Annotated in this window: 13 protein-coding genes and 2 pseudogenes; 12 read left to right on the top strand and 3 right to left on the bottom strand. The window is 67.8% G+C overall.

Annotated elements, in window-relative coordinates:
• Nucleotides 1–29: 29 nt before the first annotated feature.
• From GCU53_RS09945 to ald, 3 genes are all read left to right on the top strand, one after another.
• On the top strand, nucleotides 30–1439 hold the full coding sequence (locus tag GCU53_RS09945; RefSeq protein ID WP_152387470.1) for an NfeD family protein: 1410 nt from the start codon (nucleotides 30–32) through the stop codon (nucleotides 1437–1439).
• Nucleotide 1440: 1 nt separating this feature from the next.
• A complete protein-coding gene (locus GCU53_RS09940) occupies nucleotides 1441–2199 on the top strand; it encodes a slipin family protein (protein ID WP_152387469.1) in 759 nt (252 codons plus the stop codon).
• A gap of 140 nt (nucleotides 2200–2339) precedes the next feature.
• Nucleotides 2340–3461, top strand: coding sequence for an alanine dehydrogenase (gene ald, locus GCU53_RS09935; RefSeq protein ID WP_152387468.1), 1122 nt, complete (start codon nucleotides 2340–2342; stop codon nucleotides 3459–3461).
• Nucleotides 3462–3578: 117 nt separating this feature from the next.
• Here ald and GCU53_RS09930 read toward each other — a convergent pair.
• A pseudogene (locus tag GCU53_RS09930) lies at nucleotides 3579–3974 on the bottom strand (IS110 family transposase); the annotation flags it as partial.
• A gap of 297 nt (nucleotides 3975–4271) precedes the next feature.
• On the opposite strand from GCU53_RS09930, the gene GCU53_RS09925 reads away from it, so the two are divergent.
• The 7 genes and pseudogenes from GCU53_RS09925 (at nucleotide 4272) to GCU53_RS09895 (ending at nucleotide 10092) form a co-directional block, all read left to right on the top strand.
• Nucleotides 4272–4616 carry a DUF3175 domain-containing protein gene (locus GCU53_RS09925; RefSeq protein WP_152387467.1) on the top strand — a complete coding sequence of 115 codons (345 nt, stop codon included), beginning with the start codon at nucleotides 4272–4274 and terminating at the stop codon, nucleotides 4614–4616.
• Between the two features lie 233 nt (nucleotides 4617–4849).
• Nucleotides 4850–5938 (top strand): patatin-like phospholipase family protein, encoded by a 1089-nt coding sequence (locus GCU53_RS09920; protein WP_152387466.1) that lies wholly within the window; start codon nucleotides 4850–4852, stop codon nucleotides 5936–5938.
• The gene (locus GCU53_RS09915; protein ID WP_152387465.1) at nucleotides 5935–7386 is read left to right on the top strand and encodes a GntP family permease; all 1452 of its coding nucleotides are present in this window, start codon (nucleotides 5935–5937) and stop codon (nucleotides 7384–7386) included. The genes GCU53_RS09920 and GCU53_RS09915 overlap by 4 nt, the downstream gene beginning before the upstream one ends.
• A gap of 115 nt (nucleotides 7387–7501) precedes the next feature.
• A pseudogene (locus GCU53_RS09910) lies at nucleotides 7502–7897 on the top strand (IS4 family transposase); the annotation flags it as partial.
• 170 nt (nucleotides 7898–8067) lie between these two features.
• Nucleotides 8068–8655, top strand: coding sequence for a TetR/AcrR family transcriptional regulator (locus GCU53_RS09905; RefSeq protein ID WP_152387464.1), 588 nt, complete (start codon nucleotides 8068–8070; stop codon nucleotides 8653–8655).
• Nucleotides 8656–8703: 48 nt separating this feature from the next.
• Nucleotides 8704–9390: a glutathione S-transferase N-terminal domain-containing protein gene (locus tag GCU53_RS09900; RefSeq protein WP_244307099.1), complete on the top strand. Its 687-nt coding sequence runs from the start codon at nucleotides 8704–8706 to the stop codon at nucleotides 9388–9390.
• Nucleotides 9391–9402: 12 nt separating this feature from the next.
• Complete coding sequence (locus GCU53_RS09895; RefSeq protein WP_152387462.1) at nucleotides 9403–10092, top strand: glutathione S-transferase N-terminal domain-containing protein; 690 nt, start codon at nucleotides 9403–9405, stop codon at nucleotides 10090–10092.
• A 24-nt stretch (nucleotides 10093–10116) separates the two neighbouring features.
• On the opposite strand, the gene GCU53_RS09890 is transcribed toward GCU53_RS09895, so the two are convergent.
• The gene (locus GCU53_RS09890; RefSeq protein ID WP_152387461.1) at nucleotides 10117–12027 is read right to left on the bottom strand and encodes a diguanylate cyclase; all 1911 of its coding nucleotides are present in this window, start codon (nucleotides 12025–12027) and stop codon (nucleotides 10117–10119) included.
• A 147-nt stretch (nucleotides 12028–12174) separates the two neighbouring features.
• Nucleotides 12175–13596, bottom strand: coding sequence for a multidrug transporter subunit MdtD (mdtD, locus tag GCU53_RS09885; RefSeq protein ID WP_152387460.1), 1422 nt, complete (start codon nucleotides 13594–13596; stop codon nucleotides 12175–12177).
• A gap of 170 nt (nucleotides 13597–13766) precedes the next feature.
• Here mdtD and GCU53_RS09875 point away from each other — a divergent pair, with 170 nt between their 5' ends.
• Nucleotides 13767–14072 (top strand): hypothetical protein, encoded by a 306-nt coding sequence (locus GCU53_RS09875; RefSeq protein WP_152387458.1) that lies wholly within the window; start codon nucleotides 13767–13769, stop codon nucleotides 14070–14072.
• A gap of 64 nt (nucleotides 14073–14136) precedes the next feature.
• Entirely contained in the window at nucleotides 14137–14859 is a 723-nt protein-coding gene (locus GCU53_RS09870; protein WP_280115873.1) for a TraX family protein, read from the top strand.
• Nucleotide 14860 lies beyond the last annotated feature (1 nt).

The raw sequence follows: 14860 nt of genomic DNA, 5'->3' as shown, positions 1-14860 counted from the left end.
CCCATCCACACGCCTCAGTCGGGGAACCCATGCCCGCTTCCGCCCGTTGCCTGCGCCGGGCCCTGGCGCTGTCGTTGCTACTGCTGGCCGCGCTGCCGGCTTTCGCCGCCTCCCCGCCGGTCACGGTGCTGACGGTGGAGGGGGCGATCGGTCCGGCCAGCGCCGACTACCTGATCCGCGGCCTGGCCCGCGCCGAGGAGGAAGGTGCGCAGCTGGTGGTGCTGCGCATCGACACCCCCGGCGGGCTGGACACTTCGATGCGCGCGATCATCAAGGCGATCCTCGCCAGTCCGCTGCCGGTGGCCAGCTACGTGGCGCCGAGCGGCGCGCGTGCGGCCAGCGCCGGTACCTACATCCTCTATGCCAGCCATATCGCCGCCATGGCGCCGGGCACCAATCTGGGCGCGGCGACCCCGGTGCAGATCGGCGGCATGCCCGGTACGCCGCCGCAGCAGCCCGGACGGCCGCCACCGGCGGACAAGGACGACAAGGGTGACAAGGAGCCGGCGCCCACCGGCGAGCCGGCCGACGCCCTCAGCCGCAAGCAGATCAACGACGCCGCCGCCTACATCCGCGGTCTCGCCCAGTTGCGCGGGCGCAACGCCGAGTGGGCCGAGCAGGCGGTGCGCGAGGCGGTCAGCCTGTCCGCCCGGGAGGCCCTCGAGCTGAAGGTGATCGACCACCAGGCGGTCGACCTGGCGGACCTGCTGCGCCAGGTAGACGGCAAGCGCTACGCGGTGGCCGACGGCATGGCGACCCTGCAGACCGCCGGCGTCGAGCTGATCCACCACGAGCCGGACTGGCGCACCCGGCTGCTGGCGGTGATCACCAATCCCAGCGTGGCGCTGATCCTGATGATGCTCGGCGTCTACGGGCTGTTCTTCGAGTTCTCGAGCCCCGGCTTCGGTCTCGGCGGGGTGCTCGGCGCCATCTGCCTGATCCTCGCTCTCTACGCCCTGCAACTGCTGCCGGTGAGCTACGCCGGGGTCGGTCTGATCCTGCTCGGCATCGCCTTCATGGCGGCCGAGGCCTTCCTGCCCAGCTTCGGCGTGCTGGGCATCGGCGGGGTGGTCGCCTTCGTTATCGGCGCGCTGATCCTGATCGATACCGAAGTGCCCGGCTTCGGCATCCCGCTGCCGCTGATCCTGACCGTGGCCGTCGTCAGCGCCGGAATGATCGTCTTTATCGTCAGCATGGCGCTCAAGGCACGTCACCGTGCGGTGCAGAGCGGCGGCGCTGGACTGATCGGCAGCCTGGCGGCAGTGATCGCGGTCGCGGCCGACGATCCGCTGGTCGGCTGGGTGCACTTGCAGGGCGAGCGCTGGCAGGTACGCAGTCCGGAGCCACTGCATCCCGGCCAGGCGGTGCGCGTGGTGGCCCGCCAGGGACTGCTGCTGGAGGTGACGGCGGCCGAGCAACCTAATCCACAAGGAGACTGACATGGGCTTCGAGCTAAGTTTCGGCTTCATTCTGGCGCTGCTGGTGGCGCTCTTGCTGTCGGCGTTCCGCATCCTGCGCGAATACGAGCGCGGCGTGGTGTTCCAGCTCGGCCGCTTCTGGAAGGTCAAGGGACCGGGGCTGATCGTGATCGTGCCGGGCATCCAGCAAATGGTGCGGGTCGACCTGCGGACCATTGTGCTGGACGTGCCGACCCAGGACGTGATCTCCCGCGACAACGTCTCGGTGAAGGTCAACGCGGTGATCTACTACCGGGTGCTCGATGCGCAGAATGCGATCATCCAGGTCGAGGACTACCACTCGGCGACCAGCCAGCTGGCGCAGACCACCCTGCGTGCGGTGCTCGGCAAGCACGAGCTGGACGACATGCTGGCCGAGCGCGAGAAGCTCAACAGCGATATCCAGCAGGCGCTGGATGTGCAGACCGACGCCTGGGGCATCAAGGTGGCCAACGTGGAGATCAAGCACGTCGACCTCGACGAGTCGATGATCCGCGCCATCGCCAAGCAGGCCGAGGCCGAGCGCGAGCGGCGGGCCAAGGTGATCCATGCCGAGGGCGAGCTGCAGGCCTCGGAAAAGCTCATGCAGGCCGCGGAAATGCTCGGCCGCCAGTCCGGCGCCATGCAGCTGCGCTATATGCAGACCCTCGGCACCATCGCCGGCGACAAGAGTTCGACCATCGTCTTTCCGCTACCCATCGAATTGCTGCAGCTGCTCCGGGACCGGGAGAGCAAGACGTAAAGCGCTCTGGCGCCGGCTTCTGCAGGCTGCCGGTTTCCCTGCGACACTGAAGAAGCCGGTCCATGAAACCGGCGCGTCGGGTTGTGGAAGGAAATCCGTCGAGGAACGACAGGCAATGCCCGCCGGGCGAGGAGACTGCCATGCGCATCGGGATACCCAGGGAGCTCAAGAACCACGAATACCGGGTCGGCCTGACGCCGTCCTCGGTGGCCGAGCTGACCGCCCTCGGCCACGAGGTCTGGGTCGAGAGCCAGGCCGGCGCCGCCATCGGCTTCACCGACACGGACTACCGGGCCGCCGGGGCACACCTTGCCACGGACGGTGCGGCGCTCTACGAGGCCGCCGAGCTGATCGTCAAGGTCAAGGAACCGCTGGCCGAGGAGCGCGCCCGCCTGCGCCCGCACCACACCCTGTTCACCTACCTGCACTTGGCCCCGGATCGGGTGCAGACCGACGACCTGCTGGCCAGCGGCGCCACCTGCATCGCCTACGAGACGGTCAGCGACGCCCAGGGCCGCCTGCCGCTGCTGGCGCCGATGTCCGAGGTCGCCGGGCGGATGGCGATCCAGGCCGGCGCCCACTGCCTGGAAAAGGCCCAGGGCGGGCGCGGCGTGCTGCTCGGTGGGGTGCCGGGCGTGCCGGCCGGCAAGGTGGTGATCCTCGGCGGCGGGGTGGTGGGCAGTCAGGCGGTGGCCATGGCTGTCGGCCTGGGCGCGGACGTCACCGTGCTCGATCGCAGCCTGGACGCCCTGCGCCGGCTGGACGCCCAGTACGGCAATCGCATCGCCACCCTACACGCCACGGGGGCGGCGATACGCGAGCAGGTGCTGGCGGCGGACCTGGTGATCGGCGCCGTGCTGATCCCCGGTGCGGCGGCGCCCAAGCTGATCAGTGCCGAGATGGTCGCGCGGATGAAGCCCGGCGCGGTGCTGGTGGACGTGGCCATCGACCAGGGCGGCTGCGCCGAAACCTCGCACCCGACCACCCATGCCGAGCCGACCTATGTGGTCGATGGCGTGGTGCACTACTGCGTGGCCAACATGCCCGGCGCGGTGGCGCGTACCTCGACCCTGGCGCTGAACAACGCGACCCTGCCGTTCGTCGTCGCCCTGGCCGAGAAGGGCGTGCGCCGCGCCCTGGAGGACGATCCGCACCTGCGCGACGGCCTCAACCTGGCCCGCGGCCAGCTCACCTGTGCCAGCGTGGCCGAGGCCCACGGTCTGCCGTACCGCAACGCCAGCGAGCTGCTGGCAAGGCTGTGAGCGCCGGCCAGCGGCCCGGCCGCGATGGCGGCAATGCACACTTGCATCCGACACCTCCAGGCGGTTGCGCTCCATCTGCTCGATTTCCTTGAGATCCTGCAGACGGCGCACCAGCGCCCGCAGGCGACGCAGCGCGGGAGGATCGGGTTGCCAGGCGCGCAATTGGTCCATATGACGATGGCCGTAGCTGACAAGCAGCTTGGCGTCGAGCCGGTCCGTCTTGACTCGCTGCAATTCGCTCCTGGCATAGCTGGCGATCCGGGCGGGATTCATCACACAGATCCGGTAGCCCAGTCCATGCAGGTGTTCGGCGAGAGGCTCGTGGTAGGTTCCGGTCGCTTCCATCACGATCCAGGCGTCCGACTGCGCGTGTTCGCTCAGCCACTGGTGGACTACCTGGAAGCCCTGCGCGTCATTGTTCAGCTTGCCCTTGGTGCGGAACTTGCCGTTGGTTTGCAGGGTGGCGATGTCGAAGCTGTGCTTGGCGACATCGATACCGACGACCTGGAACATGAAAACTCTTCTCTATCGCTTCAGGACGATCGTCACCACACTCGGTCCAATCCTGTGAATACGAGTTTTCACCTCGGGTGGGCTCCAGATACCGTTCGAACTTGACGAGTGAATGCGGAGGGCTGGAGCACTCTCTACGAAGCAGGCTCATGGCCTAAGGAGCAGCCCTTTCAAGGTCTTCGGCTGAGCGCCGACCGGCTGCCTACCAGCGGGTATCGGCCTCACTCCCTTGGCTATCTTCCGACAGGAACGTGCAAGACCTTGAAAGGGATGGCGCCAAGCACCCATCAAACCCCCATGGCCCCATCCCCCAACCCAAACCGCCCATCCGACAAGCAGGAGCGTTGGTCTCAGCGGGTCACGCAGGACAGCAATGCCCTGGATCTCGCGCCCGGCGTATTTACGTGGGACGATCCGCGCGCGATTGCCCAGTCGCTCAAGGCCTCCGCGGAAGCCAGCCAGCGTCGCAAGTCGATGCCCTTCCGGTCCGCGATGTCGATGCTCACCTTCTACATCAACCGTGCCGGAAGCCAGCTCCCTGCGGAGCAGCGCGCATGCCTCGAAGCCGCCAAGAATGAGCTTCGTGCACTCTTCGATCGCCCTCGCCAGGGCGAGTCGCTTCCCGCCAGGTCACGCAAGTAGCCTGCATTGCGCCAGGCACTGCCAGTGTGCCCGGCCGGCGATGCTGCAGTTGGTGCTCGTCGAGCTCTTCGAGGGTTCGGCGCAGTCGTGTTTTCATGCCAGCCCGGGTAGTGCCGGATGCCTGGCGGCGATGTTCCGGTTCAGCGAGCGGCGCGGGATAGCGCCAGAACCCTTGTACATTGTGCAAAGCCTACTATTCATAAAGGGGTATTCGAGTCGGGACAGGAGCGCTCATGCCGAATACCGACCGCAAACTCATCGACCTCGCTCTGCAAGGCGGTGGGGCGCATGGTGCGCTGACCTGGGGCGTACTGGATCGGATTCTGGAAGACGAGCGCCTGGAAATCGACGGCATCAGCGGCACTAGCGCGGGCGCCATGAATGCCGTCGTCGTGGCTGACGGCCTGCAGCGCGGCGGCCGTGACGCCGCACGCGAATCCCTTCGTGCATTCTGGCGCGCGGTAAGCGACGCCGCGCGGTTTTCACCCATTCAGCGCACTCTCTGGGACCGGCTCACCGGCAATTACAACCTGGATCGCTCGCCGAGCTACCTGTTCCTCGAGAGCCTTACGCGACTGATACCGCCGGCCAGGCTCAATCCCTTCGGCTTCAACCCACTGCGCGACCTGATCGCCAGGCAGGTGGATTTCGGGTGCGTCAACGCCTGCAGAAAGCTGAAGGTCTTTGTCACAGCCACCAATGTCCGCACCGGCCACCCGCACATCTTCCGTCAGCCCCATCTATCGGTGGACACCGTCATGGCCTCCGCCTGCCTGCCGTTCACCTTCAAGGCTGTGGAAATCGACGGCGAAGCCTACTGGGACGGCGGCTACAGCGGTAACCCGGCGCTCTACCCGCTGGTGGATGACCAGTTGTGCCGCGATCTGGTGGTGGTGCAGATCAATCCGATGGTGCGTCGGCAACTGCCCGTCAGCGCCAGGGAGATCCTGAACCGGATCAACGAAATCACCTTCAATTCGAGCCTCATCAAGGAATTGCATTCTATCCACTTGCTGCATCGGTTGATCGAGGCCGAAGGTCTGGAGCTGGAAAGCTATCGCGCGATGCGGTTGCACCTGATCCATGTCGAGCAGGAAGTCCAGGAGCTCAGCGCATCCAGCAAGATGAACGCCGAATGGGGTTTTCTCACCCGGCTCCACGACCGGGGGCGCGCATGGGCCGGTGAGTGGCTGGACAAGCGTTTCAACGCGATTGGCGAACATTCCACCTTCGATCTGGCCGAGCTGTTCCGGGATGCCCTCCGCCCCCTCCCTCCCCAGCGGAGGCCGGTCACGGGCGCAAGGGAAGGCCGCGGGCAATGATCGGCATCTTCGCGATCGTCATTGCACTGGCGCTGCTGATCTATCTGGCCTATCGCGGCATAAGCCTGCTGATCCTGGCGCCGGCACTGAGTGCGCTGGTGGCACTGCTCTCGGTGGAGACGCCGTTGCTGGCCAGCTACACGCAGGTCTTCATGGGCGCGGCGGGGGATTTCATCGCCCGCTATTTCCCGCTGTTTCTGCTGGGTGCGATCTTCGGCAAACTCATGGAGGACTCCGGCAGCGCCGAAGTGCTGGCACAAGCGGTCGTCAGGCATCTGGGCGAGGCCAGGGCCATCCTGGCGGTGGTGCTCTCCTGCGCAATCATGACCTATGGCGGCGTCTCGCTCTTTGTCGTGGCCTTCGCTGTCTACCCCATTGCCGCGGCCCTGTTCCAGCAGTCCAGTCTGCCCAAGCGGCTGATCCCCGGCACCATCGCCCTGGGCGCCTTCACGTTCACCATGACCGCGCTGCCCGGCACGCCGGCAATCCAGAACGCGATTCCCATGCCGTATTTCGGAACCACGCCCTTCGCCGCTCCGGGACTCGGGATTCTCACCGGGCTGCTGATGCTGGTGCTGGGCCAGGCCTGGCTGAACTACCGGGCGGGCCAGGCACGCGCAACCGGCGAGCGGTACGGGGATCACGGAGGGGACAACCTGAATATCGACAAAAGCCTGCGCGAACTCGCGTCCAGGGAGGGCTTCGATCCGGTGGAGGTTCCGGCGGAGGAGGCGCCCCGGGGGCTGCCCCCCTTGCCGCTGGCGATCCTGCCCATCGTGCTGGTGATCGTGCTGAATCTGCTCTTCACCGCGCTGGTGATTCCCGCCATGGACACGGACTACCTTGCCGAGCCGCAGTATGGCGCCATCTCCATCGACGCCGTGCGTGGGGTCTGGTCGGTCATCGCGGCACTGGTGATCTCCATCGTGGTGCTGATCGTCACCCATCTGCGGCGGCTGCCGAAACTCACCGCAACGCTCGACAGTGGCGCCAACGCCGCACTGCTTCCGATCTTCAACACTGCCAGCCTTGTCGGCTTCGGTTCCGTGATCGCCTCGCTGGCAGCGTTCGAAACGATCAGCGCATGGATCACCGCCGTGGGTGGCGACAACCCGCTGATCTCCCTGGCCATCGCCGTGAACGTGCTGGCCGGAATGACGGGATCCGCCTCGGGCGGGATGAGCATCGCTCTGGCCACGCTGGGCGACACCTATATGGCCATGGGCCGGGCCATGGGCATTTCACCGGAGCTGATGCACCGCGTCACCGCGGTATCCACCGGTGGCCTGGACGCCCTTCCACACAACGGCGCGGTGATCACACTGCTTTCCATCTGCGGCCTGACGCACCGCCAGGCCTATCTGGATATTGCCGTCGTGGCGGTTCTGGTACCCATTCTGTCCCTGGTTTTCCTGATCACGGCCGGCACGTTCATCGGGACCTTCTGAATGGCACCCCCTTTCAAGGTTTTTACATAAATTCCCCTCCCGAAAACCAGCGAGGGGCAAGGTGATGTGGGACGAGGTTCTGGCACGATTCGAAAAGCAGGCACCGGCCAGCGCCATGGCGCCTCTGGCGGTGGAGCGGGCGATGCCGGCTGCCTGGGTTGACGACGTGTTCGAGGTCAACCGGCAGCGCCAGTATCTCCGGGAGCTGCTGTTTTCCACCGTCGTCGAGCTGATGTCGCTGGCTTCCCTGGGGCTGCGCCCTTCGCTGCATGCCGCCGCGCGCCGGATGAACAACTTGCCGGTGACCGTGACGGCCCTGTACGACAAGGTCGGCCGCACCGAGCCGGCGTTGTTGCGAGCGTTGGTGCGCGGCAGCGCCGAGCGGCTGGCGCCGGTCGTCTTGGGACTGGGTAGCACGTCCTGCCTGCCGGGCTGGCAACTGTGCATTGTCGATGGCAACCACCTGCCGTCCACGGAAAAGGGCTCAAGCCAGCCTTTTCAAGGTCTTCGGCTGAACGCCAGTCGGCTGCTTGCCAGCAGGGCTGTGGAGCAGATTTGTCGGCGATTATTGGCAAAATCAGGAGCATCGTGAATAAATTCGCTCCCACAATTCAGCGTCTCCTCTGCGATGGCTTTGCCGGCCGGTTTGACTTGTGAACCGACCGGTCCTAAATTTACCCGATGACCCGTGGACGACCCCGTACCTTCGATCCGGAGCAGATGCTCGAGCAGGCCATGCAGGTGTTCTGGCAGCGCGGCTACGAAGCCACCTCGCTGCAGGACCTGCTGGCGGCGACCGGCCTGTCGAAGAGCAGCCTGTACCAGATCTATCCGAGCAAGCGCGCCCTGTTCGAAGCGGCGCTGCGCCACTACTGCGCCCAGCGCCGCCGCGAGCTGCGCGAACGCCTGCAGGCGGCGTCCTCGCCGCGCGACTTCCTGCACGCCTGGCTGCTCTGTGCCCTGGAAGAGGAGTGCGATGGCGGGGCGCCGCGCGGCTGCATGCTGGCCAACGTGGCCAGCGAGTTTTCCCAGGCCGATCCGCAGATCGCCTCTTTGCTGCGCAGCGGCATCGAGGGGCTGCGCCAGGTGCTGGTCGAGGCCCTGCAGCGCGCCCGGGCCTGCGGCGAGCTGGATGCGGCGGCCGATGTGGAAGTGCTGGCCGGCTATCTGTTGTGCGTGATGAGCGGCCTGCGTACCCAGCGTAAGGCAGGCGCCTCGCCCGAGGCCCTGCGTGCGACGATCGAGGTGGCCCTGGGCTGCCTGAGGTGATGTTTCGCCTGCTTTTGGACCGGTAAGTCCCGATAAAAGGAGATGGATATGCGCGAACTCTACGAACTCTGCGGAAGCTCTCCCGAGCTGGTGTTTTCCCCCTATTGCTGGCGGGTGCGCCTGGCCCTGGCACACAAGGGGCTGGATTTCGTCAGCCGCCCGGTGCGCTTCACCGACAAGGAGGCCCTGGCCTTCTCCGGCCAGAAGCTGGTGCCGGTACTGCGCGACGGCGGAACCACGGTCCACGACAGCCTGGCGATCTTCCACTACCTGGACGAGCATTATCCGCAGCCCGGTCTGCTCGGCGGCGCGCTGGGCGAAAGCCGTCTGCTGCTGATCGACAGGCTGAGCGCCCAGGACCTGCTTCCGGCGCTGGCCCGCCTGCTGGTGCCGCGCGTGATGGCCTGCATCGATCCGGTCGACCGCGACTACTTCCGCCAGAGCCGCGAGAAGAGGATGGGCATGTCCCTGGAGGCCTTCGCCGCCCGCGAGGCAGGGCAGGCGCAGCTGGCGCGGGCGCTGCAGCCGCTGGACGCCATGCTGCAGGGGCAGCCCTGGCTGGACGGCGCGGCCCCGGCCGGCGCCGACTTCCTGATCGGTGGCTTCCTCTTCTGGGCCTGGACGCTGGGCGAGCAGCCCTGGCCCGAGGATTCGCCGACCGGCGACTGGTTCCGCCGCCTGCTGGCCTTCTGCGAGGAGCGCCAGGGGCCGGTGCAGCGCGCCACCCACCGCTGAGGAGATACCGCGATGATCGATCTCTACTACTGGACCACCCCCAACGGCCACAAGATCACCCTCTTTCTCGAGGAAGCCGGGCTGGAGTATCGCCTGCGCCCGGTGCACATCGGCAAGGGCGAGCAGTTTGCCCCCGAGTTCCTCAGAATCGCTCCGAACAACCGGATCCCGGCGATCGTCGACCATGCCCCGGACGACGGCGGCGAGGCGCTGGCGCTGTTCGAGTCCGGCGCCATCCTCGAGTACCTGGCGGACAAGAGCGGGCGCTTCCTGCCCCGGGAAACCCGCCCGCGCTTCCAGGTGCTGCAGTGGCTGTACTGGCAGATGGGCGGGCTGGGGCCGATGGCCGGGCAGAACCACCACTTCGTCCGCTATGCGCCGGAGCCGATTCCCTACGCCATCGAGCGCTACGTGAAGGAGACCGCGCGCCTGTACGGCGTGCTCGACCGTCAGCTGCAGGGCCGCGACTACGTGGCCGGCGACTACTCCATCGCCGACATGGCGATCTACCCCTGGGCCAGGCTCTGGGAGGGCCAGCGCCAGCGTATCGAGGACTTCCCCAACATGGCCGCCTGGCTCGAGCGCATCGCCGCGCGTCCGGCGGTGCAGCGCGCCTATGCCCTGGCCGAGCAGGTCAATGCCGACCCCGGCGCGCTGCTCACCGACGAAGCGCGCCGGCTGCTGTTCGGGCAGGGGCGCTGAGCCAGGGACGCTGAGTCAGAGGTCTCAGCCCGGCCGGTAGGCCGGGTGCGGCGGCAGGTCGACGTCGGCCCGGTGGATGCGGCTGCGTCCGCCGGCCTTGGCCCGGTACATCGCCTGGTCGGCCTCGCGCAGCAGCTTTTCGTGGCTCTGCCCGTGGCAGATGCTGATGCCGATGCTGGCGCTCAGGCTGACCTGCACCTCGCCGAGCTGCACCGGCTGGGTGAGCGAGTGGAGGATGCGCTCGGCCAGGGCGTGAGCCTGCTCCTCGGAGCCGATGGCCTCGCAGACCAGCACGAACTCGTCGCCGCCCAGGCGGGCGACCAGGTCGGTGGTGCGGGCGCTGGCCTGCAGCCGGCCGGCGACCTGCAGTAGCAACTGGTCGCCGGCGGCATGTCCATGGCGGTCGTTGATCGCCTTGAAGCCGTCGAGGTCGATCAGGATCAGCGCGAGCAGTTCCTGCTTGCGCTGGGCGCGTTGCCAGGCCTGGGTCAGGCGCTGGTTCAGGCCGATGCGGTTGGCCAGGCCGGTGAGTGGATCCTTCAGGGCCATGGCGCTGAGGCGCGCGTTGGCCTCGGCGAGGGCGGCGGTGCGTTCGGCCACCCGCCGTTCGAGCAGCCGTTCCTGTTCCTGCAGGACCTTGAGGGCCTCCTGCTGGCTGCGCAGCACGGCCTCGCGGGCCTCAAGCTTGAGGCGCTTGAGTTCGCTCAGGCGTGCCGCCAGGCCGAAGGAGAGCAGCAGCATCTCCAGCGTCGAGCCGAGCTGGACGCTGTTGGCGGTGATCAGGTTGCTCGGCAGCAGGGTGAGATTGCGCAGCGCCATGAGCAGCGCCCCGGCCATCAGGGCCAGTTCGGCGAGCACGAAGACTCGCGCGCCCGGCGAGCCCCGCAGCAGGCCGGCCAGTCCGCAGGCGAGCAGCAGCAGGATGCCGGCGATGCTGGTTACCGAGAGTGTCTGCAGCGCCCGGTCGACCGGCAGCAGCAGGGTGCCCAGGGTCACGCCGAGATGCACGGCGCAGGCCTGGCCGAGCAGGTCGTGCCAGCGCGGCAGGGCATGGCGGGTATCGAGGAATTCGCGGGTGAACAGGGTGCCCATGGCCATCGCCAGGGCGAGAAAGAACGGCAGGGTGCGATTGTCCATCTCGCTGCCGGCGGTCCACAGGTACTGGGCGCCGAGGCCCGAGTGGGCGAGCATGCCGCCGCCCAGGCTGGCGGCGAACAGCACGTAGAGCAGGAAGTTGCGCTCGCGCAGGGCGAGGAACAGCAGCAGGTTGTAGCTGCACAGGGCGACCAGCATGGCCACGTAGCCGGTCTGCAGCATCAGGGTCTGCCGGCTGTGGCGGGCGAAGGCGTCGCTCTCCCAGATCTGCGCATCCAGGGTCAGGGTGCCGCTCGACTGGGCGCGGAAGTACAGGCTGCGTTGCTCGCCGGGGGCCAGGCGCACGCTGAAGGCCGGCGACAAGTGGGGGCTGTCGCGCTGTTCGGCGGGCACCTGGTCGCCGCCCAGCAGGGGTTCCTCGCCGGCACCGAACAGCTCGATGCGGTCGAGGGAGGGATAGAGGAACTCGATCTGCCAGTCGCGGACGTCCTTCGCGCGCGATTCGAGATCCAGGCGCAGCCAGACGGTGTCGCGGGTATAGCCGAGGTTCAGGTCACGGCGTCCGGCCACCGGGGCGAACGCCTGGTCGTAGGCTATGACGTCCTCGACCTGCAGCCGGCCACCGGGGTCGTGCAGCAGCTGCAGGTGGGGGCGCAGGTCCACCGGCTGCTTGCTGCCGTCCAGCTGCAGGGCGGCGGGTTCGTCCTGCTGGCCGGCGACGGCCGGCGGAGCGCCGTGCAGCAGGCTCAGCAGCAGGGCCAGGCGTACACAGATCCGCCAGCGCGGAAAGAACCCGCCCGTTCCTTTCGGGGCTTGACCCCCACATGCCGACAAAGCCATGAATGACGCGCTCCCCCTGACTCCTCAAGGCTGGCTCGATCTATCGTCGGGCGGAGCTGGGACCGTACCGGCACCGCCAAGGGTGCCCCCGTGGGCTTCGCCGAACCCTCTAGCAGTGAAGAACGGAACGGTCGATCCTGCCAGTCGCTAATCCGCCAGTTCGTCGTGGCGGCGCCCGGGGCGGCCATCCTCGGGGCGCAACTGGAAGAACAGGGTGGCGCCGAGCATCGCCAGCAGGCCGACGCAGACGTAGGTGGCCTGGAAGGCGGCGAGCAGCGAGCCGCCCTGGGCTGCTCCGTCCGCGCTGAAGCCGCTGAGCAGGGCGGCACCGATGCCCACGCCGAGGCTCATGGACAACTGGACCACCACCGACAGCAGGCTGTTGCCGCTGCTGGCGTCGCGGGTGGGCAGGTCGATCAGGGCGACGGTGTTCATCGCCGAGAACTGCAGGGAGTTCACCGCGCCGATCAGCCCCAGATGCAGGAGCAGCAGCGCATAGGGCGTATCGCCGTCGACCAGCGCCAGGCTGGCCAGCAGGGCGCCGATCAGCAGGGTGTTGCCGACCAGCACGCGACGGTAGCCGAGGCGTTCGATCAGCCGGGGCGCCAGCGGCTTCATGGCCATCGAGCTCAGGGCCACGGGAATCATCGCCATGCCCGCCTGGCTCGGCGAGTAGCCCAGACCGAGCTGCAGCAGCAGCGGGGTGAGGAAAGGCAGGGCGCCGCTGCCCAGGCGTGTGAACAGATTGCCGAGCACGCCGATGGCGAAGCTGTGGGTGCGGAACAGGCCGGGCGAGAACAGCGGCTCCTCGGCGAAGGTGGCGCGCAGCCAGTAGGCGGCCAGGCAGGCCAGACCGGCGAGCAGCAGCAACACGACCCGGGCGTGCGGCAGGTGCAGTTCGCCGAGGCCCTCCAGGGCGATGCTGATCAGCAGCATGGCGGCACCGAACAGCAGAAAGCCCGGAGTATCGAAGCGTGTCCGCTGCAGTCCGCGCAGGTCGGGCATCAGGCGCACGGCGACCAGACAGCCGAGCAGGCCGACCGGCAGGTTGAGCAGGAAGATCCAGTGCCAGCTGGCGTACTCCACCAGCCAGCCGCCCAGCGGCGGGCCGAGCAGCGGGCCGAGCAGCGCCGGCATGGTGACGAAGCTGAGCACCCGCACCAGCTCCGTGCGCGGATAGGCGCGTAGCACCACCAGCCGGCCCACCGGCATCATCAGGGCGCCGCCGAAGCCCTGCACCACCCGTGCGGCGACCAGTTGCAGCAGCGAGTCGGAGAGCGCGCAGAGCAGCGAACCGAGGGTGAACAGCAGGATCGAGCCGAGGAACACCCGGTGGGTGCCGAAGCGGTCGGAGATCCACCCGGAGGCCGGCATCAGCACCGCCACGCTGAGCATGTAGGCGATCACCACCGACTGCATGCGCAGCGGGTCCTCGGCCAGATCCCGGGCCATCGCCGGCAGGGCGGTGTTGAGGATGGTGCCGTCGAGCATCGGCATGAATTGGGCGGTGGCGATGATCCAGGGCAGCAGGCGGGCGGTGCGGGGGGAGAGCGGCAAGGCGGTGGGCATGGGGTGTCCTGGCTGGAATGCCCGTGCAGTTTAGGGCTTGATGGCGAAGATTTCCCCACTGCGTTGCCCGCGGCGAAGCGAGGCGTCGGCCTTGTGCAACCGGCGATGATCTTCTATGACTTCAAGGTCCGCTTCTGCGGGCCCGTCCGAAGAGGAAAAGGAGATCAGCGATGCGTTCCCTCTCTCTGCCCGTCTTCCTGCTGACCCTCGCCGGTGCCCTGCCGGCGGTCGCCGGCGAGTGGCCCGGCGGCGCCCGCGAGGCGTTCATCCGCGATTGTCTGACCGGTGCCACGGCCCGGCATGAGGAAGGCCCGGCGAGGCGCTACTGCGAGTGCTCGGCCGACCGCGTTGCCGCCGAGTTCAGCAGTGCCGAGCTGCGCGAGCTGCAGGGTGCGCAGCAGGTGCCGGAGCCGATGCAGGAGCGCTTGCTCAAGAGTTCCAGCAACTGCCTGTCGCAGCTCAACCAGAAGCAGTGAGGCCGGGCGGGCGGTGCCGACCCTGAGGCTGGCGGCAGGCCCGGTAGCCCTCACCGGGTCGCCCGTGGCACGCGATGCGGCGCTCGATCTGCTCAAGTGGCTGGCGTTCGCCAGCATGCTGCTCGACCATCTGCGCCTGGTCTGGCCGGCGCAGATCTGGCTGTATGTGCCGGGCCGGCTGGCGTTTCCCTTCTTCTGCCTGATTCTCGCCGTCAACCTGGTTCGGCCCCGTCCGGAGCCGCTGCGGCGCCTGGCCCTGGCCCGCTATTGCGGCTGGTTGCTAGTCTTCGCCCTGCTCTCCGAGTGGCCGTACCGGCTGCTGGTCGGCGCGCCGGACAGCTTCAACGTGCTGCCGACCCTGGCGCTCGGTCTGCTGCTGGCCAACGGCGCGCTCCCGTGCCCGCCGGCCGAGCGCCTGCTCGCCGTCGCCGCCCTGGTGCTGGCGGTGGCGCTGAACGAGCGGCTGATGTTCGGCACCTTCGGCGTGCTCCTGCCGGGCGCCTTTCTGCTCGCCCTGCAGCGTCCGTGCTGGGCTTGGCTGCTGCCGGCGGGGGTGACGGTAGTAGCCAATTACTGGCCGCCGATCTATGTCGATGCGCTGCTCGGGCAGCCCTTCGCCCTCTCGGTGATCCTCGCCTGTTTTTTCGCCGCGCCCCTGGGACTGGCCCTGCTGCGACTGGCGCCCGGCTTCCCGGTGCCGGCGCTGCGGCGTTGGGCCTATGCCTTCTATCCGGCGCATTTCCTGCTGCTCCACGGGCTGCGCGAGTGGCTGCGCCAGGGTGGCTGAG

Source organism: Azotobacter salinestris, from assembly GCF_009363155.1.
Taxonomy (GTDB): Bacteria; Pseudomonadota; Gammaproteobacteria; order Pseudomonadales; family Pseudomonadaceae; genus Azotobacter; species Azotobacter salinestris.
Note: the sequence above shows the minus strand (reverse complement) of the source record. Positions and strands in the feature narration are given on the sequence as shown.